17 protein-coding genes are annotated in these 22,164 nt (G+C 31.9%); 10 read left to right on the top strand and 7 right to left on the bottom strand.

Translation table 11 applies throughout. From position 1 onward, the window contains the following. Positions 1-31: 31 nt before the first annotated feature. The 3 genes from AAFP94_RS00085 (at position 32) to AAFP94_RS00075 (ending at position 3,293) form a co-directional block, all read left to right on the top strand. Positions 32-1,012: a PLP-dependent cysteine synthase family protein gene (locus AAFP94_RS00085; protein WP_316661248.1), complete on the top strand. Its 981-nt coding sequence runs from the start codon at positions 32-34 to the stop codon at positions 1,010-1,012. A gap of 58 nt (positions 1,013-1,070) precedes the next feature. Then, on the top strand, positions 1,071-2,591 hold the full coding sequence (eptA, locus tag AAFP94_RS00080; protein ID WP_316661249.1) for a phosphoethanolamine--lipid A transferase EptA: 1,521 nt from the start codon (positions 1,071-1,073) through the stop codon (positions 2,589-2,591). Positions 2,592-2,714: 123 nt separating this feature from the next. Further along, positions 2,715-3,293, top strand: a complete 579-nt coding sequence (locus AAFP94_RS00075; protein WP_316661250.1) for a luciferase domain-containing protein — start codon at positions 2,715-2,717, stop codon at positions 3,291-3,293. Positions 3,294-3,321: 28 nt separating this feature from the next. Here the strand turns inward: AAFP94_RS00075 and AAFP94_RS00070 are convergent, their stop codons facing one another. The 4 genes from AAFP94_RS00070 to AAFP94_RS00055 all read right to left on the bottom strand — a co-directional run bounded on the left by AAFP94_RS00070 (position 3,322) and on the right by AAFP94_RS00055 (position 7,766). Next, the gene (locus tag AAFP94_RS00070) at positions 3,322-4,368 is read right to left on the bottom strand and encodes a strictosidine synthase family protein (protein WP_316661251.1); all 1,047 of its coding nucleotides are present in this window, start codon (positions 4,366-4,368) and stop codon (positions 3,322-3,324) included. Between the two features lie 16 nt (positions 4,369-4,384). After that, on the bottom strand, positions 4,385-6,079 hold the full coding sequence (lysS, locus tag AAFP94_RS00065; protein WP_316661252.1) for a lysine--tRNA ligase: 1,695 nt from the start codon (positions 6,077-6,079) through the stop codon (positions 4,385-4,387). 103 nt (positions 6,080-6,182) lie between these two features. Beyond that, on the bottom strand, positions 6,183-6,599 hold the full coding sequence (locus AAFP94_RS00060) for a DUF1573 domain-containing protein (protein ID WP_316661253.1): 417 nt from the start codon (positions 6,597-6,599) through the stop codon (positions 6,183-6,185). Positions 6,600-6,707: 108 nt separating this feature from the next. Then, positions 6,708-7,766: a helix-turn-helix transcriptional regulator gene (locus AAFP94_RS00055; RefSeq protein ID WP_316661254.1), complete on the bottom strand. Its 1,059-nt coding sequence runs from the start codon at positions 7,764-7,766 to the stop codon at positions 6,708-6,710. A gap of 110 nt (positions 7,767-7,876) precedes the next feature. Between AAFP94_RS00055 and AAFP94_RS00050 the strand changes: the two genes are divergently transcribed. After that, positions 7,877-8,035: a YqaE/Pmp3 family membrane protein gene (locus AAFP94_RS00050; RefSeq protein WP_316661255.1), complete on the top strand. Its 159-nt coding sequence runs from the start codon at positions 7,877-7,879 to the stop codon at positions 8,033-8,035. A gap of 29 nt (positions 8,036-8,064) precedes the next feature. Further along, positions 8,065-8,790, top strand: a complete 726-nt coding sequence (gene lipB, locus AAFP94_RS00045) for a lipoyl(octanoyl) transferase LipB (protein WP_316661256.1) — start codon at positions 8,065-8,067, stop codon at positions 8,788-8,790. A gap of 37 nt (positions 8,791-8,827) precedes the next feature. Here lipB and AAFP94_RS00040 read toward each other — a convergent pair whose 3' ends face one another. The 3 genes from AAFP94_RS00040 to AAFP94_RS00030 all read right to left on the bottom strand — a co-directional run bounded on the left by AAFP94_RS00040 (position 8,828) and on the right by AAFP94_RS00030 (position 13,554). Continuing rightward, the gene (locus AAFP94_RS00040) at positions 8,828-10,384 is read right to left on the bottom strand and encodes an OmpA family protein (RefSeq protein ID WP_316661257.1); all 1,557 of its coding nucleotides are present in this window, start codon (positions 10,382-10,384) and stop codon (positions 8,828-8,830) included. A gap of 141 nt (positions 10,385-10,525) precedes the next feature. Then, entirely contained in the window at positions 10,526-12,958 is a 2,433-nt protein-coding gene (locus tag AAFP94_RS00035) for a DNA ligase-like domain-containing protein (protein WP_316661258.1), read from the bottom strand. After that, a complete protein-coding gene (locus tag AAFP94_RS00030; RefSeq protein WP_316661259.1) occupies positions 12,955-13,554 on the bottom strand; it encodes a ribonuclease HII in 600 nt (199 codons plus the stop codon). The genes AAFP94_RS00035 and AAFP94_RS00030 overlap by 4 nt, the downstream gene beginning before the upstream one ends. 191 nt (positions 13,555-13,745) lie before the next feature. On the opposite strand from AAFP94_RS00030, the gene AAFP94_RS00025 reads away from it, so the two are divergent. From AAFP94_RS00025 to AAFP94_RS00005, 5 genes are all read left to right on the top strand, one after another. After that, complete coding sequence (locus AAFP94_RS00025) at positions 13,746-16,829, top strand: SusC/RagA family TonB-linked outer membrane protein (RefSeq protein ID WP_316661260.1); 3,084 nt, start codon at positions 13,746-13,748, stop codon at positions 16,827-16,829. 10 nt (positions 16,830-16,839) lie between these two features. After that, the gene (locus tag AAFP94_RS00020) at positions 16,840-18,267 is read left to right on the top strand and encodes a RagB/SusD family nutrient uptake outer membrane protein (RefSeq protein WP_316661261.1); all 1,428 of its coding nucleotides are present in this window, start codon (positions 16,840-16,842) and stop codon (positions 18,265-18,267) included. Positions 18,268-18,272: 5 nt separating this feature from the next. Then, a complete protein-coding gene (locus AAFP94_RS00015) occupies positions 18,273-19,085 on the top strand; it encodes a hypothetical protein (RefSeq protein WP_316661262.1) in 813 nt (270 codons plus the stop codon). 25 nt (positions 19,086-19,110) lie between these two features. Then, on the top strand, positions 19,111-19,947 hold the full coding sequence (locus AAFP94_RS00010; protein ID WP_316661263.1) for a hypothetical protein: 837 nt from the start codon (positions 19,111-19,113) through the stop codon (positions 19,945-19,947). Positions 19,948-20,060: 113 nt separating this feature from the next. Further along, positions 20,061-22,028, top strand: coding sequence for a putative porin (locus tag AAFP94_RS00005; RefSeq protein ID WP_316661264.1), 1,968 nt, complete (start codon positions 20,061-20,063; stop codon positions 22,026-22,028). Positions 22,029-22,164: the final 136 nt, after the last annotated feature.

Below are 22,164 nucleotides of genomic sequence, written 5' to 3'. Positions count from 1 at the left end.
TTGCCTTAAATTTGCACCGCAAATTAAACACATGAAATACGCCAAAAACATCCTTGAAACTATTGGTAATACACCTTTGGTAAAATTGAATAAACTTACAGAAAAGTTACCATGTTTGGTATTAGCCAAATACGAACCGTTCAATCCAGGAAACTCCACAAAAGATAGAATGGCGCTTAAAATGATTGAAGATGCAGAAGCAGATGGTCGGTTAAAACCAGGAGGAACTATTATTGAAGGTACATCTGGAAACACTGGAATGGGTTTGGCATTGGCTGCCATAGTAAAAGGTTACAAGTGTATTTTTGTAATTAACGACAAGCAATCTAAAGAAAAGGTAGATGTTTTAAAAGCGTTTGGAGCCCAGGTTATTGTATGCCCAACGGATGTTGCTCCAGAAGACCCACGTTCATATTATTCTGTGTCTAAACGTTTAGGTGAAGAAACACCAAATTCGTGGTATGTTAACCAATACGATAATCCAAGTAACACACAAGCACATTACGAAAGTACAGGACCAGAAATCTGGAAACAAACCGATGGTAAGATCACACATTTTGTGGTTGGTGTTGGAACAGGAGGTACTGTTACTGGTATTGGAAAGTATTTAAAAGAACAAAACCCCAACATTAAAGTTTGGGGCGTTGACACTTACGGTAGTGTCTTTAAAAAGTATCATGAAACGGGCATTTTTGATGAAAATGAAATCTACCCTTATGTAACAGAAGGTATTGGTGAAGATATCTTACCAAAGAATGTAGATTTTAGTGTTATAGATGGGTTTACCAAAGTAACGGATAAAGATGCAGCTATTTATACACAACGTTTAGCTAAAGAAGAAGCCATGTTTTTGGGCAACTCTGCCGGTGCAGCCATAAAAGGTGTTTTGCAATTGGAGGAACATTTTACAAAAGAGGATGTTGTTGTGGTCTTATTTCATGACCATGGTAGCCGATATGTTGGTAAAATGTTCAATGACGATTGGATGAAAAAGCAAGGTTTTCTGGATTAAAATAGTAGTATTTATAATACTGTATTTTTTGGTTGTTCAATAGTTTATATCTACAATTATGTTAAGAAATAATATGAAACTAAACTATTTTGTATTCATAATTAGCATTGTTAATTTTTTATTATTTCATTTCACCTTTTTTAAATTCGTATTCAATAATCTAGATTATAAAAGCTTAAACGGAATTACCATTATCATAAGTTTAGTAATTTTAATGTTAGTTCTAAACGCATTTGTATTTTATCTTATATTTTTTCTTTCTCGATATGTTGGCAAACTTTTACTAGTATTATTTTTCATAATCAACGCCATTGCCATATATTTTATAAACACCTATAATGTTATTATTGACGAAACAATGATTGGTAATGTGCTTAATACCAATTATGAAGAGGCAAGTAGTTTCTTTTCGTTAAGGTTAATTATGTATTTAATTGTATTAGGTATAATTCCCAGCATTATTATCATTAAAATAAAGACACTTAAAGTACCATTCAAAAAATTTTTGAAAACCTTTTTGTTGACATTTGTATTTGTTCTAGCTGTAGTTTTTGCTAATACCAGTAATTGGTTATGGATTGATAAAAATTCAACAGAACTAGGAGGACTAGTCATGCCATGGTCTTATGTGGTTAATACATCACTGTTTTATATTCATAAAAGTCAAGAAAATAAAAAGGAAATTTTATTACCCAATGCAAAAATAAAAGACGCTAAAAAATCTGTTGCAGTTCTTGTTATTGGAGAATCTGCCAGAAGTGAAAACTTTTCGTTATATGGTTATGAAAGACCTACTAATCCTTTATTATCCAAAACAGAGAATGTGTACAGTTTTAATGCAACAGCTTGTGCAACCTACACGAGAGCAGGAATAAAGTGCATATTAGAACATACTAATACTAAAAAATTATATGAAGTTTTACCTAACTATTTATATAGAAATGATGTAGAGGTTATATGGAGAACTACCAATTGGGGCGAACCACCAATCCATATTAAAAACTTTTATAATAAAAAGGATTTAAGAAAAAACTGCGAAGGCGATACATGTAATTATGACGAAATACTTTTAAACGGATTAAAAGAGCAAATTTTAGCAAGTAATAAAAATAAAATTTTTATTGTTCTGCATACAAGTACTAGTCATGGACCAACATACAATAAGAAATATCCTAAAGAATTTGAAAGGTTTAAACCAGTATGCAGTAGTGTTGAACTGGGAAAATGTAGTCGTGAAGAACTTATCAATGCGTATGATAACACCATTATTTATACAGATTATATTCTATCTCGCTTAGTAGATAATTTAAAGCAATTAAAAGCTTACAATAGTATGATGCTATTTGTTTCAGATCATGGAGAATCTTTGGGTGAAAATAATTTATATATGCACGGCATACCAGCAAGTTTTGCACCTAAAGAACAATTGGAAATTCCTTTTATTGTGTGGTTATCAGACAGCTCAAAAAAACTAAAACCCTATGAAGTACTATCACAAAATCATGTTTTTAGTAGTGTCCTGAATTTTTTAGCCATAGAAAGTCCTATTTACAATGAAAGCATGAACATATTTGAATGATTGACATAGAATAATTTGGTGTACCTTTGAGTAAAATCATAATATCAAAATTTGTCTTTCAAATCGCATAACATATTAAGAATACGTGAAATTAAGATATTAACAATAATATTGATTTGTCTAATGGTAATCTCATGTACCAACGATAGTTCTAGAATTGATAATAATATTGTAAATAATGGTATTCTTGCAGATGATGAGAATATTGTAACTTGTGCTTCGTCAGAAGATTTACCAGCTCGAGATGGATCTCCTCCTGAAACAACTACAGATATACCTCATATGCAGCTTGGTGGTTTTGAACAAATACCGCAAGTAATTGAAGAATTATTTCGAAGGGTTTACTCCATACCAGGAATTGAGAATCGCGAGTCTGCTATTTTAGGATGGCGGGCATTGTGGTTAACAGAAGAAGTTAATATAGTTGTGCCTGAAGCCTTAATTAGAGATCGGGAATTTGGCCATATACATGATGATGCCAGTTTGCACATTTTTTTGGAACCAACTCGAAGTAATCAAGCAGTTTCAGCCTGTTGGGCTATTTTTCATCCATTTGCAGTGCAAAACTTACCAGAATGGAATGGTTTTGTCATGCTCTATACACCACAGTCTATTGAAGAGCTTAATGTGACATTCCAGCTTATAGTAGAAGCATTCAACTATGTCACAGGACAAAATTTAGTAGCTACTGATTATTATTAATGATAATAATCATTGAGTTTTAAAATGACTAGTTTTGATTTAATAAAATTAAAAATTTATCATCCATAACATTTCCTACTAATAGTAAATCTCCAAATGGTGCAGCAACAGTAGATGCTGACATTGTACTGCCGTCATCAAGATAAATGGTTTCAACAGTATAGTCATTTGTATTTCTATATTCTATTGTAATGATTTCTGAAGGTGAGTGTATAACCTTTCCTTTAGCATAAGACGCAAATTTTAATAGGTTAGGATGTGCACCAATATATAAATTTCCTTTGGTGTCAAATTCAATATTATCTACTCCAGTACCACAATTAATATTTTCAATAAACTCTAAAGACCCATCTGGTAAAACTGTGTACACTTTCACTAAAAATTTTCTAGGAGATGCTATAAAAAGGAGATTACGCTTTGCATCATAATTAATACCGTTAGCGTAAGAAATACCACTAGCCACTTCTCTGTAATCTTTTCCATCAAAATATATGACGTTAGAAAGAGCTAGGCCAGCATAATCTTCTAAAAGCATACCAAGACCTTTGGTGTATCCATGGTCATTTGTAAAATAAAAGCGCTCTTCATCAATCATTACTAAATCATTAGGCCTAATCATGGAAGGGTCAATCAGTGTTCTTACATGATTTAAGGTTTTGTCTTTAAGATTAAAAACTTCAATAGAGTGACCTTTTAGCGTATGGTTTATGGTCATTATTTTATAAGTGCTATCACGCTTTAACATTGATATACCATGAGGAGCAAAAGGCTTTTTAAACGATGACGTAAGCGGTCTAATATTAAATTCACCACTTTTTAACTCTATAAAATATAGGCCACCAAGTTCTTCTTTTTGTGGTGGATATTTTTGCCTTGTAGTAGAAGATACTATGGCAAAGCTATCTGCTAAGCTCACAGTTATATCTTCTGCTCCAGATAGTTCTACTTTTTTTACTATGGAACCATCAAAGTGATTTTCAATAGTTCTAAAATAACCGGTAGAAATAAATGTGTAAGTAACAAATGCAAAAAGTAAGACTATTATGAATAAAACAATTTTTTTGAGGGATTTCATAATAGCATAATTTAAATTATTCCTGAAGCTCAACAATTAGTGCCTCATCAGTTTTGGTGACTTTGGTAAGACCTAGTTTGGATAAACCTTTCATGCCTTTATCCCAACCTTTATTGCTCAAGCCAGATTGTGTTTTTAGATCAGTTAGATTCATCGTTTTTTGAGATTTTAGAATCTCAAATATAGCTTTTTCATTATCGTTTAAATCAAGCTGTTTCTTTTCAGGACGCATCTGCGGAAAGAATAAGACTTCTTGTATCGATTGTTTGTTGGTTAAGAACATGACCAGTCTGTCCATGCCAATTCCCATGCCAGAAGTTGGTGGCATACCATATTCTAGTGCGCGTAAAAAGTCATAATCTATGAACTCTGTAGCTTCGTCATCACCTTTTGCCGCGAGTTTAAGCTGATGTTCAAAACGTGCTCTTTGATCAATAGGATCGTTCAATTCAGAATATGCATTAGCAATTTCCTTACCACAAACCATGAGCTCAAAACGTTCGGTCAATTCTGGATTGGTTCTGTGTTCTTTACATAATGGTGACATTTCTTTAGGGTAGTCTGTTATAAAGGTTGGTTGGATGTAATTGCTTTCACATTTCTCTCCAAAAATCTCATCAATTAATTTGCCTTTGCCCATAGTGTCATCAACATCAACACCTAAATCTTTTGCAGCTTGCCTAATTTCACTTTCAGTTTTTCCAGTAATGTCAAAACCTGTATAATGTTTTATAGCATCTGCCATGGTTATTCTAGGGTAAGGCGCTTTAAAGTCAATCTCATGTTTTCCAAAAGTAGCTTTTGTGGTTCCGTTTACTGCAATAGCGCAATGCTCTAAAAGCTTTTCGCAGAAATCCATCATCCAGTTGTAATCTTTATAAGCTACATAAATTTCCATAGCCGTAAATTCTGGATTATGAGTTCTATCCATGCCTTCGTTTCTGAAGTTTTTGGAAAATTCGTAGACACCATCAAAACCTCCAACAATTAATCGTTTTAAATACAATTCGTTAGCAATTCGCATATATAAGGGAATATCTAAACTGTTATGATGCGTCATAAATGGTCTTGCTGCAGCACCACCAGGAATTGGCTGAAGAATAGGTGTTTCTACTTCAAAATAACCAGCATTATTAAAAAACTCGCGCATGGCGTTAAAGAGTTTTGTACGCTTTACAAAGACCTCTTTTACATGTGGATTTACAACTAAATCAGCATAACGTTGTCTGTAGCGTTGCTCGGCATCCGTAAAAGCATCATGTATTACACCGTCAGAATCTTCTCTTGGCTGTGGAAGTGGTTTTAAAGCTTTACTTAATAGTGTAAAATCTTTTACTTTAATGGTTTTTTCTCCAACCTTGGTAGTAAACAATTCTCCTTCTACACCTACAAAGTCACCAATATCTAATAGCTTTTTATAAACGTCGTTGTATTTAGATTTATCGTCGCCAGTACAAATTTCGTCTCGATTAAAATAGACTTGAATTCTGCCTTCGCTATCCTGAAGTTCGGCAAAACTCGCATTTCCTTGTATGCGTCTGGACATTAATCTACCAGCTACAATTACCTGTTTACCTTCAGAGAAAGAATCTTTTACCTGTTTTGAAGTATGGTTTACAGGAAATAAGTTTGCTGGGTAAGGATTGATTTTTAACTCACGGAGTTTGTTTAACTTTTCTCTTCTTACTAATTCTTGTTCTGAAAGCTGCATGCTAATTAATTTTGAAATGCAAAATTACATTATTTAAAAAAATTAGCACACAACTTTAATGGTAGATTTACTATTTTGAAATTCTGATTGATGAAATCGTGATTTATTCTACAGGTTTAAGGACTTCTCCTTTAATTCTTAACTCTTTAGTAGGTTCTGAAGCATTAGAGGTTAAAGTCACAGTTTTTGTGAATTTTCCAACTCTGTTAGTAGCATATTTTACAGAAATTTCTCCAGTTTCACCAGGAGCAATTACATTTTCACTATACGTTGGTACGGTACAACCACACGAACCTTTTGCATTGGTTATAACTATCGGTGCGTCTCCGACATTCGTGAATTTGAAAACACGCACACCATCTGCATCTTGTTGAATGGTTCCGTAATCTATAACGTCGGTTTCAAAAGAAAACTCACCTACTTTTTCTGATGTAGCTTCTTCTTGAGAAAAACCAAATGCAAAAATTAATAAGAATAGTGATAATACGAAATAACTTTTTTTGTTTAATTGATTGTTCATAACTGTTCGTTTTAAAATTAATACGAAAGCAAACATCCAAAATTTATCGGTAAAATTTAAGAAAATCAGGTTTGAAATGAGTACTAGTACCTAAATTATTAATCGTAACTACTTGTTAAACAATTTTTTAACTTCGCCCCTTGTTTGGACATTAAGTTTCTTATAAACGTTGTTAATGTGTGTTTTAACAGTACTTACACTTACAAAGAGAACTTCGGCAATATCTTTGTTGCTTTTATCTTCTAATAAAAGTTGAAGAATATTGTGTTCTTGTTTGGTAAGTGATGATTTTAAATTTGACTTGTTATTGTTTTTCTTTTTAATCAACCAATACAATAGGAAACCATTAAAAAGAAGAGATATTCCTAAAAAAATCAAAAGTATGGAAGACCATTTTCCAGAAGAAATTTTATCAGGTTCTTCTATACTAAATTTATCGGCATTAATTTCATTTTCATATTGTCTTAAATATACCGAATTAGGATATTGTTCACTTAATCTTAAATTTAAATCATCATAATAAGTGCTGGTTTTTAAGTCTTCTAAATAATACTCATGAAAATTATTACTTCTATCTGATAAAAAAGCATAAATAGAGAGTTCTGCTAAAGGCTCGTTTAATTGTTTACCAAAATACTGAAGCGTTTTAAACCACTTTTTATTATTAAGTTTTCTGTTGGTTTCGCTCCTGAATTCTCCATAATCAAACTTCATAACTTCCTTTAGGGAATCAATTCTTACAAAGGCGTTAGCTTTAGTATTTGTTGAGTTTATTTTACAAAATATTTGATTGTCAAAGGAAAACGGAAATGAAATAGTATCTGTATTTTTTGCAATAAACAGAATTTCTTTGCTGTCATCACAATGTCCATCAAAGTGATTTTGATTCTGTTCATCTTCTTTACAATTATCAATATGAATTCGATAAATTCTGTTGTCTGTATCTAATTGATTTCCTCTAAACTGAAAATGCCCTGAAGTATCTATTTGCTGTTTAGTAATTATCTGTTCAGAAAAAACACCTGATAATTTTCTGTAATCTTCAATTAGAGATAAATAGACGCTGTTTTCCAAATGATTTTCATCAACTTGTCCAGAAAAAGAATATTGTGCTTTTACCGAAAAAGATGAAATAAAAAACAATACGAATAGTAATTTTATATTCATAGTACGAAGCTAATACAAAATATTTTAAAAAGAAATTTCAATTTATTTCGTTGTAACAAATATGTAGTGTTAACGTCACATAAGTACATCAATCATATAAATTAATCATCATGAGTTTTTGGAGAGTCTTATTTTCTATTTTATTCCCACCTTTGGCAGTTTTCGATAAGGGTTGTGGTTCTATCCTTATTGTTTTCTTATTGACCCTTTGTGGTTGGGTGCCCGGAGTTATAGCGGCACTTGTAATATTAAATAACCCAAAGTCTTAAAACTTAAAAATGTTGTAATTTTGTAACTTATGAATAAGATTGTCGAGTTACAAGATTTAGGAAATAAAGATTATAAAGATACTTGGGATTATCAAGAATCTTTATTTAAAGATATAGTTGATCTTAAAATTAAAAATAGAAGAGAACAGACCAAAATAGAAACCCCTAATTATTTTCTTTTTGTAGAGCATCCTCATGTCTATACATTGGGCAAGAGTGGAGATATGTCTAATCTTTTAGTTGATGAAAACCAGCTAAAAGAAAAGAATGCATCGTTTTACAAAGTGAATAGAGGAGGAGACATAACCTATCATGGTCCAGGACAAATTGTAGGTTATCCTATTTTAGACTTGGATAATTTCTTTACAGATATTCACAAATACCTTCGTTTACTGGAAGAAATGATTATTCTAACGCTTGCAGAATATGGTCTTAAAGCCGAGCGAAGTCAAGGCGAAACTGGAGTTTGGTTGGATGTTGGTACACCTTTTGCCAGAAAGATTTGTGCTATGGGAGTTCGTGCCAGCCGTTGGGTAACCATGCATGGTTTTGCTTTGAATGTTAATGCCAATTTAGGTTATTTTGATAACATGATACCATGTGGTATTCGTGGTAAAGCAGTCACTTCTTTGAATGTTGAATTAGGTATACCAACAGTAGATGAATCTGAAGTTAAAGAAAAACTATTGAAACACTTTTCAAACTTATTTGAGGCAGTGGTTGTAAATGTGAAACGCCAAAGTATAACACTTTGACGTTTCTAGATAAAGGGCTGCATCGATTTGGTTATCGTTATATTTTTACAAATTCTACTCTACGATTTTGAGCTTTCCCATCAGAAGAAGTATTATCACCAACTGGTTCACTTTCGCCTTTACCTTCGGTTTGAAGTCTGTTTGAAGCAATATTATATATTTCAACAAGTGCATTTTTAACCGCGTCTGCTCGAGCTTTCGATAATGATAAATTGCTTTCATTACTCCCATCTGCATCAGTATGACCAATAATATTTAATCTTAAGTCTTCATCTTGTGAAAGTACTTGCGAGATTTGCCGAATGATACCATAAGATTGAGGTTTGATGTTTGCTGAACCTGAATCAAACAAAATACCATTAGTCGATACGCGTCCTTCACTCATTAATTTTTTTCTTAAATCTATTCCACCTTCTGCGATTTTCAAGTTTTGAATAAAGATGCGTTCTTCACCATCTTTTGTACCTAGAAGGTTGAACTTTAAAAACCCTATTTTACTTGGATCGAAAATAAATTGAGGAACATCTACATATTTCTTTTCATTTATCCACATCCTGAAACGTTTTTGATTTACAGCAATTGAAATGTGCGGATTATTAACTACTGCTTTTCTAATATCTGCTGTTACAGTTGCATTAATTTTGGTAGCTTCTGGATCTGTATTTCTTACTTGAATACCAAACGCTCCATATTGACCAAAAGGAATAGTTGCATAAGTATAAGCTTTACCATTAGAAAAGCCATTGTTATCATCTAAAGTGATGTACAATCTAGCAGTAGATGAAGTTTTCTTTCCGAGGCCTTCAGTAAATAAATCAAATTCTATAGTATACTCTTCAGGTAATTTCTCACTAACCAATGGCAAGTAAATTATTCCGTAACCAGGTTTGAATTCAAACCAGTTGCCTTCAGCTTTACTTAATTTAACAACCTCGCCAGAACCATTGGTATTCCATTTACTTGGGAAATCGCCAATGAAATCTTGATAGAAATCATCAAAAAAAATGAGTTTATCACCAGGAACAAAATCAAATTTACTGTAGATTTCTAAATTGTCTGATGCATTGGTGTCTTCAGGTGGCTCAATAATTTGGGTAGGACTTTCTTCAACTTGAGGATCATTTTGAATATCATTTGATACTTCCTTAGCATTGTCAATTTCGGTTGATTCAGAGGTTTCGTCATCGCTTCTGCCTGCTAATAACTCTTTAATGGTTACTAGGCTATACTTTAAGGCTTTTTTTGCTTTATTAATTTGTAGAGTCGCCTTGGCTTGTTTTAATGCACCTTGACCATCAAGGTCTGAAATAACGTTGGGAGCACTTGCGCTAAGGTTGGTTACATCGTTCAGGGCATCTTCCAAGAAATCAATGGCGCTATCATCTAAAGGTGTATCTGATTGTGCATAGGTTTCATACAGATATACTTTGTCATAAATATCGAAAGATTCTTTTACAAAAGTATCGGTACTAGCAACACCAACACTACTACTAGGGCGTTTTATTTTTTTTGTTTGAGCTTGAATACAATGGTTTAAGATAAAGAACAAAGCAAAGATTGTTGTTTGGTAAGGTTTGGATTTGATTTTTATCATGATTATATAATTTATTGCTAACAATAGTAAATAGTGAAGGCTATTGAACAAATTAGTTTCAGGGCTAATAATTGGCAATTAATAAATTGTGAGAGAGAACTCTAAAAGTAAAAATTATTTATTTAATAATCAAAGTGCTATCTAATTTATTTTGTAAATAAGGATACCATTGCTTTCTCCTTTAGTTATAAATTCAAGATTATTGTCTGTATCTATTTTGTCTAATACAATTTGAGAATTCCCATAAACTGGAAAATTTGACAACATTTTTGCCTGGCTATCAAAAAGGTATATTTTTTGCGCTTGAAGATCTGTTACAGAAACATATATTTTATCGTTTATATAAAATATTTTTGGTTTGCTGTAGGTACCATAATCCAACTCTACAATTCTGTCTTTAATACGTAATTTGTTTTCGTATTGAGCTACTAAAGTTTTACTTGTTGCGTCTATACTATGTAATTCAGAAATGTTTAAATTTTGAGAAGTAACATTACCTTTTTCATCTATACTTATTAATTGTCCATCTTTTGAAGTGGTTGTAAATTTGTTTTTATAGATATAGACCAATTGGTCTGAATAGTTATTTGATGTTTTAGGGTTAATTCTTGCTTTTCCAGTTCGGTTTAAAATATATAATTGGTCGTCAGTCTTAATAACTATGTAGTCCTTGCTTCCAATTCTAAAATGTTGTGGCTGCTGAATAATTTCACTTTTTGCTGATTTAAATGTAAACCCTTTGACAACTCGAGCCAAAGCATTATACATGATGACATTTTTTCCTTGTGTAACTAAAAGCCTATAATTCTTTTTGTTATCGTAATCAAATACAGATAAAGGTTGTGTAATCTCATCATTAAAATTACTAGGGAAAGGCGCTACATCATTTCCATTTCTGTCAATTAAATATATACGATGCGGTGTTGCAAACAAAAGTTGAAGCCTTCCGTTTTTGTAGATGTCAATTTGCTCTATTTTACCTAAAACTTGGCCATTAATTCTTTTTTTCCAAAGAATTTTCCCTTTGTTAGAGATTAAATACAAATTGTTGTTAATATCTTGTACAACAATTTCTTTTTCTTTGGAGTAGTGATTTGTGACAAGTTGTGGATCTATTAATAAATCTGCATCCAATTTTATGTTCAATTCTTCAGAAACAGAATATTCCAATCCTTTTTTGCTACTCTTTTTAATAACACCATTTACATGAGCAAAATTATTATCATAAACAAATTGCAAGGCAGATGCTCTATAATCATTCAAATTAATATCTAAATTTTCTTGAAGATTTTTAATTAAAATTTGTTTTAGACCTATTCCGTTTACAGCAGTTAGGAAAGAAGATTGGTCGCTCAATTGGCTTTCAATGTCTTTGTAATACTGGCCATTATCAAAAGTGGTTTTATTTTGATAACTAGAGATAATATTTTGTAGTATTTCAATTGTATCACCAAACACAAAGAAATTTTCTATAATGCAATAATGTGAAGCTTTATCGAAAGTAATAAGAGGATAAAAAACTTCTAAAAACAAATCTTTATCACTAAAACTAAAGATATCGGTCTGTCTAAAATTTGAAATAAGGCTTTGTTCTGATAACAACGCTTCTTGAGTTAAACCAGAATCTATAGAATTTAAAATAACAGCTTTTTCACCTTCTTCATAAATAATACCAACTTCCTTAATATTATCAAATAAGAATGTAGATGAATCTAATGAATCTATACGATTAAATTTGTTCAAATTTTCTTTGAATAGATTATAATCATTAAATGTGAAACTTAAAAAACCATCTGCACTTGAAGGTGTGATGGATGCCATCTGATTTTTCTGGGGAATTAAATTTTTAAAAATGTTAATTAAACTTTCACTGGAATCTTCAGCTTTGGTCACACCATTTATAAGTATTTCTTTTTGTGATATATCTATATCTACAGAAATATAATTTGATAAATGTTTTGTTTTAATTGAATCATTCACAAAAAAGGAATTGAAAGAAGTTTTGTCTTTTATATTTAATAACACAGACAATGGTTTTTCTTGATCAGAAGTGTGATATAGTTTTTCCAGTTCAGGATGTATACCTTTTTTAGTATTGGAATTTTCAATCAGTTTCAGTGATGTTGAGATCATTAAAATACTGTCGTTTATTGTACTGTAGAATACATTGTTTGTTGTATGCTTTAGAATTTTTTTGTTTTTATATGTAAGAGTTTCTCCTATATAATTCGTTAATGAATCTGTTTGTAAAATATCATGTTCGTTTTTGGTTATTAGAGTGTAGTGTGTGTAATTATTTTCATCTTTAGAAAAGCATAGAAGGGTTTTATGAGTTGGTTTAAAATATATGAATAAATCTAATTTCTGGCTTAACTCGTGATGAAAATTGGAATTTGATATTAATCCGTACATATCATTATTATTTAAACCGCTATTTAAATCATCAAAATTATCAATAGAGACTATTGCAAATGTTTCTTCAGGCACAAAATCTATAAGTTGAGTTGAAGTCGTATTGTCATATTTGCAACTGATGAATGTGATAATTAAAATAAATAAACTCCAAAATTTCATAAATTAAATGTTAACTGTTTCGGGAATAATTTAAAAGATTTTCTATGATATTTACTAATTCCGTATTTTTTTATAGCCTCACGATGTTCAACAGTAGGATAACCTTTGTTTTGTTTCCAATTATACATAGGATACTCGTTATGAATTGAACACATGTACTCATCTCTGTAAGTTTTAGCTAATATAGAAGCCGCCGCAATGTTCATATATTTAGAATCTCCTTTAATAATAGTTTTATAAGGAATGCTTTTGTAAGGATTGAATTTGTTACCATCAACAATGATAAAATCTGGTTGCATTTTTAAACTGTCAATAGCATTATGCATGGCGAGAATTGACGCCTTGAGTATATTAATGTTGTCAATTTCTTCTTGGAATACATTAGAAACAGCATATGTCAAAGAGTTTTTTTCTATCAAAACCCTTAATATCTCTCTCTTTTTCTCTGATAGTTGTTTGGAATCGTTCAATATAGAAGATTCAAACTTTTTGGGTAAGATAACCGCAGCAGCTGTAACCGGTCCAGCTAGACAGCCTCTACCAGCTTCGTCGGTACCACATTCTAATACAAAGTTTGAAAAACTTAAAGACAGCATTAATTTTTAATAATAATCAAAAATAAATTTTTATTAATTAATATCTTTTAAAAGTTTATAATTGTTAATTTTTAGTTATAAATGCAGTATTCCAAAATCGTTGCGCTTTTAACATTATTTTAAGGAATTTCTTTGTTTTATTAAGATTTTATTAAGAAGTTTGCTATTGACTAACTCAAAATAATTGTTTTATGAAAATAAAGTTAACGTGGTTGTTAATGCTATTTATGGCGTTAGCAATTCAGTTCTCTTACGGACAAGAGAAAACCATTTCTGGAACTGTAACTTCGTCTATAGACGGATTACCCTTGCCGGGAGTAAATGTAATTGTTAAAAACACTACACGAGGAGTCCAAACAGATTTTGATGGTAATTATTCAATTAATGTCAGTGAAGGCGAGGTCATTACATTTTCGTTTTTGGGAATGCAGACTTTCGAAGCTACTGTTGGGACAAGTAACACAATTGATGTAGCACTTCAAGAAGATATTGAATCTTTAACTGAAGTAGTTGTTGTAGGATTTAGCACCAAAGCAAGAGACGAATTAACATCTGCTGTTGCAAATGTGACTACCGAAGATTTAGAAAGAATTACGCCATCTGTGAGTATAGATAATATGCTACAGGGAGTTGCTTCTGGTGTTCAGGTCACCGCAAGAAATGGTAAACCAGGTAATACGGCTTATATCAGAATTCGTGGTATTGGATCTATTAACGCTGGTAATGAGCCACTTTACATTGTTGATGGAGCTACGATGAATGAAAATGATGTAAATAGTATCAACCCTAGTGATGTTGAATCTGTAAGTATCCTGAAAGATGCTGCTTCTACATCTATTTATGGTGCACGAGGAGGAAATGGAGTTGTAGTTATTACAACTAAAAGAGGTGCTAAAAATACGGATGCCATTTTTAGAATTAATTCTAGAATTGGTTGGGGAAGGAAAACCAAGGATAATTTCAAAATGATGAATGCTGAACAAAAGCTTCAGTATGAGGCTGAAATGAATGCCTATGGATTAAATGCCGGTGTTGCATCATCTATTACAACCCAAGAAGAATATGACAGGTATTTAAGTAGAGATAATGATTGGAGAGAAACACTGTTACAAGATAGCTTCATACAATCTACGGCCTTTTCCGTTACAGGTGGTGAAGAGCAAATTAGTTACTACTTCTCACTTGGATATGATGAAGAATCGGGTATTATTAGGGATTTAAATGGTTATAATCGTTTATCTGCAAGTTTAAATGTGGATTATGATGCCAAAGAATGGGCAACTATTGGGACCAGTCTAAATTTTAGTGCTTTACAAAATGAGGATCCTAGAGATATATATAATGATCAAAATCCGTTTTATGCAGCGTACGCTTATAATCCTTATGAAACATTGTATCTTTTAGATGATGATAACAATCAAATTTTAGACGACAATGGGGATCCAATAATAAATCCAACCTCGTCTGGATATCCAGTAACTTCAGAATTACGAGAAGTTCTTAATACAAGATATTACAATACTACCAGAGGAAATATTTATTTGGATTTAAAATTACATGATAATGTGTCTTGGAGAACACAAGCTTCTGGGGTCTACCAACAATATAGAAGAGAATCTTATTTAAAGCCTGGTTCTACGCTTGATTTAATTATTTTTGGTGGAACTCCAACGGGAAGTAAAACAGATAATGGTAGTTTCGACTGGACATATACCATTTTAAATAAAATTACATTTAATAAGACATTTGGTGAAAAGCACAATGTGGAGTTGACTGGTTTATCGGAATATATTAAAAACAATTTTAGAAATTATTCAGCTAATGGCCAGGGGTTTGTTGTTGGTGGACCATCGGTTTTAAATGTTGCTGCAACGCCAAATGCTGTTGGAGGAACAAGATCTGAATATGCCATTTTTTCTTTAGCGGCCAATTTAGATTATAATTACGATAATAGATATATTTTGAATGGTACTGTCAGACGTGATGGATCTTCACGATTTGGTGAAAATACGAAGTATGGTGTTTTCTACAGTGGAAGTTTTGCATGGAATATTAACAATGAAGAATTTATGGAAAGTGTAGATTTTGTAAACACTTTAAAATTAAGAGCAGCTGCTGGTACCTCTGGTAATGATCAAATAGGTAGATATGCGTCACAAACAACTTACACTTATGTGCCTTACAATGGCAATACTACTTTGGTGCCTAATAATTTTGGAGATCCAAATTTAGGTTGGGAGGAGAATTTTAATTATGGTATAGGTCTAGAGTTTGGTTTGTTCAATAACCGTGTCCGTGGTTTAGTAGATTATTATCACAGAACAACAACAAATTTACTTTTAGATGAGCAGTTAACTATTTTTACGGGGGATAATAATGTAACCGGTAATCTTGGAGAAATGGAGAATTCAGGTTGGGAATTTGAATTAGCGGTTGATGTCATTCGAAAACAAGATTTTAGATGGACTATTTCTGGTAATGTTAACTTGTATGACAATGAATTAACGAAACTTACTGGAGCAGAACCTTTATTAGATGATGATGGAAATCCTTTACCTGAAGAATTATTTACGGTTTTCAATACATCTACTATATTAAGAGTTGGGGAGGAGATCAATACATTTTATGATGTGAGGTATGCCGGTGTTAATCCGGCCAATGGAGAGGCTTTGTATTATGAAAGTGATGGTTATGGAAACCCAACTGACGTTGTGACTAATGTAAATTCCGGTAATCAAGTGGTCTTATCAGGAAAGTCTCCGCTTGCAGACATTGATGGAAGTATTACAACGAATTTTCAATATAAAGGCTTTGACTTATCTGCTAACTTTTATTTTAAAGCAGGTAACTATATATGGAATCAAGCTTGGAACTTTGACCAATTAAGTGATGGTTCTAATTCTGGTGCGAACCAAAGACTGGATGCATTCAACTACTGGAGAAACCCAGGGGATACCAATGTGTTGCCAAGACCAAATAGCAATTCGCATTTATCTTCAGATCGATTTTTAGAAAAAGGAGACTATATAAGATTACGTAGCTTACAAGTTGGTTATACATTACCTAGTGAATTTATTGATAAATTGGCCATTGAAGGATTAAGGTTTTATGTTGCGGGTACTAATATTTGGACTTATGCACCTTACTATTCGGGTGACCCAGAAGTTGGTATTGGATCGTTAGAAACGGTTAATAATGTGATTCCAGGAGAATTTTCATTGTATAGCTATCCTACAACAAGTAGTATAACATTTGGTATTGATTTAAAATTTTAAAAAAATGAAAATGAAAAAAAATATAATTTATTATTTATTTACAATAAGTATAGTTTTCGCTTCTTGTGAAAAAGATAGACTGGATTTAGCTCCATTCGATTCGGTTTCAGCTGCTACAGCTTTGAATACTGCAGGTGATTTTGAACTTGCTGTAGATGGTTTATATTACATGATGTTAAATTCCCCATACTATGGCGCTGACCTCATGTGTTTTCCAGATGTACTTGCGGATAACTTAATTTTCAATCCAGATGGCAGACAAACTCAAAAGGTATATTTTGAATGGCGTTATGATGCCAATAGTGCAAAGCGGAATTTTATGGGAGATTGTGCCGATGTCATACAACAGGCTAATTTTATTTTAGAAAATATTGACAAGTTAGATGAAGGAGATTTTAAAGATGATATCATGGCAAAAGCATTGGCAGCTAGAGCTTTATCTCATTTTGATCTGGTAAAAGTGTATGGTAAAATACCTACCCAATCTGCTGATGCTAATGGTTCTTTAGGTGTTCCATATTTAACAAGTTCAGATATAAGACAACTACCTTCTAGAAATACTGTAGGTGAGGTGTATACTAACATCATTAACGATTTAGAAATGGCCAAATCAATGATAGGTAGTGATAATGATGTCTATGGGTTTAATATTGAAGCTATCAATGGTTTGCTATCAAGAGCTTATTTGTACAACGGTAATTATTCTTCAGCAATTACTGCTGCAAATGCTGTAACAACTACAGTCTCTAGTTTTGGTAATTTTGTAGGTCTTTGGGATGACTCAAGTGCTGAAGGCGTGCTTTTTAAACTTAAGAATTTGGATTCAGAACAAGGTATAGGTGTTGGTATTCCATACAGCCAGACATTAACCGCTGGAATTTATTCAGAATATTTGGTTTCTTACTCATTTAACGAATTATTTATAGATGATGATATTAGAAAAGCAGCGTATGTGAATACAAGTGCATATAATGGCCTATTGTATAATCATGTAGCAAAATACTTATCTAGTGCTATCAATCAGGGTTCTGGTGTTGTTGATGTTAAGGTTATACGTGCAGCAGAAGTATATTTAAATAAGGCTGAAGCCTATGCTGAAATGGATCAAGATGGTATGGCATTGGCGGCTTTAGATGCTGTTAGAAGTGAAAGATATACTGATTTTGTTTCTGGTGGGGAAACTGGGCAAGATTTAAAAGATGCTATTCAATTAGAAAGACGATTAGAATTAGCCTTTGAAGGCCATCGTTTTTTTGATATAAAAAGACATGGTCTGCCAGTACAAAGAGATAATTTTGGGGAGTTTGCAGATGGTTCTGGTTCACCTGCCTTTGTGCAGACGTTGCCTTCTGGTGACTGTAGATTTCAATTGGCAATCCCTAAAGCAGAGATAGATGTTAATCCAAACATGGTACAAAATCCATGTACAAATTATTAATTGTTATGAAAAAAATTGTTTTAATTCCGGCATTAGCATTTCTTACTATATTTGCTTTCATATCATGCGACGAGTCTGATGATACGCAAATATATAGCGGAGATGAAATTGCTTATTTTGACCTTACTACTAGTATATTATTGGTTACTGCTGATAATCCTAGTATGGATATTGAAATTGTTACTACTGTAGCTACTGCTGCCGCTAGAACTTTTAATGTATCCGTTGATCCTTCATCTACAGCCATGGATGGTGTAGATTATACTTTAGCTTCTAGTACAGTTACAATACCTGCAAATGAATACAAAGGTGTTTTAACTGTAAATGGAATTTTTGATGGAGCTCTTGAAACAGGTTCAAAATTGGTTTTGAATCTAACTGGAGAAAATATTGCAGGTTTTGATACAACTTTCACATTAGATATTTTCAAATTATGCCAATCTGATTTGGCAGGGATGTATGAGGTAACTACTACCTATGGATATCATGATTTCTTGCCTGATTACAATCCTAGTACCATTATGATGGAAGTCGTTGCTATAGATGAGACCACATATTCAGTTTATGATTTTTCTGGAGGTTTATATACAGAAGGACCTTATGGCAGTGCCTATGGTACTAATTGTTGCGATTGGCCGCTAGTGTTTTCTGATATTTGCGGAAATATTAGTTGGACAGGACAAACAGACCCATGGGGAGATATTATATTACTGGATGGAGGAGTAAATGCTGTTGATTTAGGTACTGGAGTGATAACAATATCTTGGTATTGTACAGGATATGGAGAAGAAGGTGTATCAGTTTATGTGCCACAATAACCATTAATTTAAAACAGATTGTATTATGATAAATAAAATTATAAAATTAAGCTTTGTATTCTTACTATTTATTGGCCTGTCAGGTTGTGATAGTACAGATGATAATACAAGCTTTTTAGATGATAGAACGTCGGTTTCATTTTTTGCACCATCTGGATTAGCCACTTTACTTGTGAATGAGACAGGTGTTTCTTCTTACGATGTTATTATAGGAATCTCTGAACCAAAACCTCTAGATAGAGCTTTTGTGTTTTCAATTGATCCTTCTTCAACTGCAGTTGAGGGCGTTGATTTTACGATGAGTTCTAGCATGATAATACCAGCCAATTCAGTGGTTGGTAAAATTACAGTAACTGCAGACTATGGAGCATCCACATTAGAAGGTAAATCTTTAATTATTAATTTGGATTCTGTTGAAGATGCAGCATTAGGCACAACAAATAGATTCAAATTGAACATCATTAGATTTTGTCCTGTTAATGCAGAATTTTTAGGAGAGTATACATTATCAATTGTAGCTAATGGGATATTTGATACCCCTACATTCACACCTGGTTCTGTTATGGTTTATCAGGGAGATGAAGAAAATGATAGATTTTTGGTTTCTAGACCATATCCTGCATTCGGGGTATTTAATGCAATGGAATTTGACTTTAGTTTAGTTTGCGGTAAAGTAGAAGTTCCAGGAGGACAAGCCACAAATGTTGGTTGTGGCTCAAGTACAACTCTAGGGCCATTAGATACTTTAGGAACTTATGATCCTGATGACGATTCTGTTTTCGAGATTCATTTTGCAGATGATGAAGGAGGCGCTTCTTGTGGAGCACAAGCTGATGCTATAATTAGATTAACCAAAGTTTAAATAGAAACTTACATATTTTAGAGCCTGCATTTTTATTGCAGGCTTTTTTATTTGAAATATTTTTCTACACTTCACGTTCAAATACTTACTTTTGTTCACTAAAAATTAATTAATTGAAGTCCTATTTATTCTTAATATTATTTCTTCTTTTTGATGTATTGGCATTTTGCCAAGAACCAGATGGTAATATACCTAAACAATTAGATTCAACAAAAATTCAAAATCGAGTTTTAAGAGATTCCATAGATAGGACAAAAGCACTTTCAAAAGATTTGAATAATGACAAGGCTTTGATAAGCGATTATTTAATTATCTCACATAGTAATGATACGACTTTTGTAGACACTACCTTAACGATTAATAAATATTATAAGTTTAATTATTTAAGAAAAGACAATTTTGAATTATTAGCATTTTCAAATTTGGGTCAAACATATAATAATTTAGGATATAGTTTTTTTACAAATGATATGATGCCCGGTTTTGCAGCACAGTCTAAACATTTCAACTATATGCAAATTAATGATTTGTTTTATTACCATGTGCCGACTCCTTTAACAGAACTTTTATATAAAACACCATTTGAACAGGGAAATCTTTTGGATGCTTTTTTTACGGTTAACACGTCAAAACAATTTAATTTTTCAATTGCTTATAAAGGTGAAAGATCAATTGGTAAATATCAACACATAGTAACTAGTTCAGGTAATTTTAGGTTTACTACCAATTATAAGACAAAGAACAACAAATATTTTGCAAGGGCACATATTGCTATGCAAGATATTCTTAATGAAGAAAATGGAGGTTTAAAAGACGACAATATAGAATATTTTGAATCAGGAAATCCTGAATTTCTGGATAGGGCAGTATTGGATGTTAATTTTCAAAATGCTGAAGGAATATTAAAAGGTAAAAGATTTTATCTAGATCAAACATATAAAATATTAGAGAAAGACACTATTTCTAAAAACACTTTAAATGCAAAGCACATAATTTCATTTAATGATAAATATTATCAGTTTACTCAAAGTACTCAAAATAATTATTTTGGCGAAGGATTTAGACAGTCCAACATGAATGATAAAGTGACGCTTGAAAACTTATGTAACAGATTAGAATTAAATTATTACAACCAAACTCTTGGCGATTTACAATTGAATGTTGGTCATAATAATTATAATTATGGATATGATAAAGTTGTTGTGTTAAATGATAATACAATTACAAATAGGCTTAAAGGGAATATATTTTCTGTAGGAGGGAACTATAATAAACAATTTAAAAACTTTAAGATAAACGGAGAACTTGGTATTAATGTCTCCGGCGATTTTGATGGTAATTATTTTAGAGGTGAAGCCGTTTTTAATCTATTAAAAGATTTACAATTAAGTACGCAAATAAGGCATTTGTCAAAATTACCTAATTATAATAAACTTCTCTATCAAAGTGATTACATTAATTATAATTGGAATAACAACTTTAATACCACCGAAATTGAAGAGCTTTCATTTAAATTAATATCAAAACGATTTGGTAATCTTGACATAGACTATTCAACAATTAATGACTATACTTATTTTGCAAAAAAAGAAGATGGTTTGGTATATCCATTTCAAAATGATGGAGCCATTAATTATTTAAAAGTAAAATATAGAAAGGAATTTAAAGTTGGACATTTCTTTTTAGACAATACCATAATGTACCAAAAAATTAATGATGAAAATCAAACTTTAAATCTTCCTGAAGTTGTAACGCGTAATACATTGTATTACTCCAATCATTTTTTTAAAAATAATGCCTTGTATTTGCAGACCGGAGTAACATTTAATTATTTCACAGAATATAATATGAATGCCTATGACCCTTTGTTGTCAGAATTTTATGTTCAAAATGAAAAAAAATATGGTGCTTTTCCTAGATTTGATTTTTTTGTAAATGCAAAAGTTAGACAAACAAGAATATATTTAATAGCAGAACATTTTAATTCAGCATGGACAGGGTATAACTTTTATTCAGCTCCAAACTACCCTTATAGAGATTTTGTAATTCGTTTCGGTCTTGTTTGGAATTTCTTTTTATAATTTTTTTAGGTTGTAAATTGCTTATTTTCAAGGGTTAACCCCTTTGTTTATAAAGGTTTTTAAAAAAATAAAATTTTTATTGAAAAAGGATTGTAGAATTGCAAAAAGGGTTTTATATTTGCACCCGCTTTGGGGC

This window comes from Gilvirhabdus luticola (genome assembly GCF_040117515.1).
In the GTDB taxonomy this organism is placed as follows: Bacteria; Bacteroidota; Bacteroidia; order Flavobacteriales; family Flavobacteriaceae; genus Gilvirhabdus; species Gilvirhabdus luticola.
The sequence above is the reverse complement of the archived record's forward strand: the minus strand, read 5'-3'. Positions and strand labels throughout refer to the sequence as shown.

Bases quoted from the DNA above. Each gene is read 5' to 3' on its own strand.
- AAFP94_RS00085 (WP_316661248.1), top strand. From the start codon at position 32: ATGAAATACGCCAAAAACATCCTTGAAACTATTGGTAATACACCTTTG.
- eptA (WP_316661249.1), top strand. From the start codon at position 1,071: ATGTTAAGAAATAATATGAAACTAAACTATTTTGTATTCATAATTAGC.
- AAFP94_RS00075 (WP_316661250.1), top strand. From the start codon at position 2,715: ATGGTAATCTCATGTACCAACGATAGTTCTAGAATTGATAATAATATT.
- AAFP94_RS00070 (WP_316661251.1), bottom strand. From the start codon at position 4,368: ATGAAATCCCTCAAAAAAATTGTTTTATTCATAATAGTCTTACTTTTT.
- lysS (WP_316661252.1), bottom strand. From the start codon at position 6,079: ATGCAGCTTTCAGAACAAGAATTAGTAAGAAGAGAAAAGTTAAACAAA.
- AAFP94_RS00060 (WP_316661253.1), bottom strand. From the start codon at position 6,599: ATGAACAATCAATTAAACAAAAAAAGTTATTTCGTATTATCACTATTC.
- AAFP94_RS00055 (WP_316661254.1), bottom strand. From the start codon at position 7,766: ATGAATATAAAATTACTATTCGTATTGTTTTTTATTTCATCTTTTTCG.
- AAFP94_RS00050 (WP_316661255.1), top strand. From the start codon at position 7,877: ATGAGTTTTTGGAGAGTCTTATTTTCTATTTTATTCCCACCTTTGGCA.
- lipB (WP_316661256.1), top strand. From the start codon at position 8,065: ATGAATAAGATTGTCGAGTTACAAGATTTAGGAAATAAAGATTATAAA.
- AAFP94_RS00040 (WP_316661257.1), bottom strand. From the start codon at position 10,384: ATGATAAAAATCAAATCCAAACCTTACCAAACAACAATCTTTGCTTTG.
- AAFP94_RS00035 (WP_316661258.1), bottom strand. From the start codon at position 12,958: ATGAAATTTTGGAGTTTATTTATTTTAATTATCACATTCATCAGTTGC.
- AAFP94_RS00030 (WP_316661259.1), bottom strand. From the start codon at position 13,554: ATGCTGTCTTTAAGTTTTTCAAACTTTGTATTAGAATGTGGTACCGAC.
- AAFP94_RS00025 (WP_316661260.1), top strand. From the start codon at position 13,746: ATGAAAATAAAGTTAACGTGGTTGTTAATGCTATTTATGGCGTTAGCA.
- AAFP94_RS00020 (WP_316661261.1), top strand. From the start codon at position 16,840: ATGAAAAAAAATATAATTTATTATTTATTTACAATAAGTATAGTTTTC.
- AAFP94_RS00015 (WP_316661262.1), top strand. From the start codon at position 18,273: ATGAAAAAAATTGTTTTAATTCCGGCATTAGCATTTCTTACTATATTT.
- AAFP94_RS00010 (WP_316661263.1), top strand. From the start codon at position 19,111: ATGATAAATAAAATTATAAAATTAAGCTTTGTATTCTTACTATTTATT.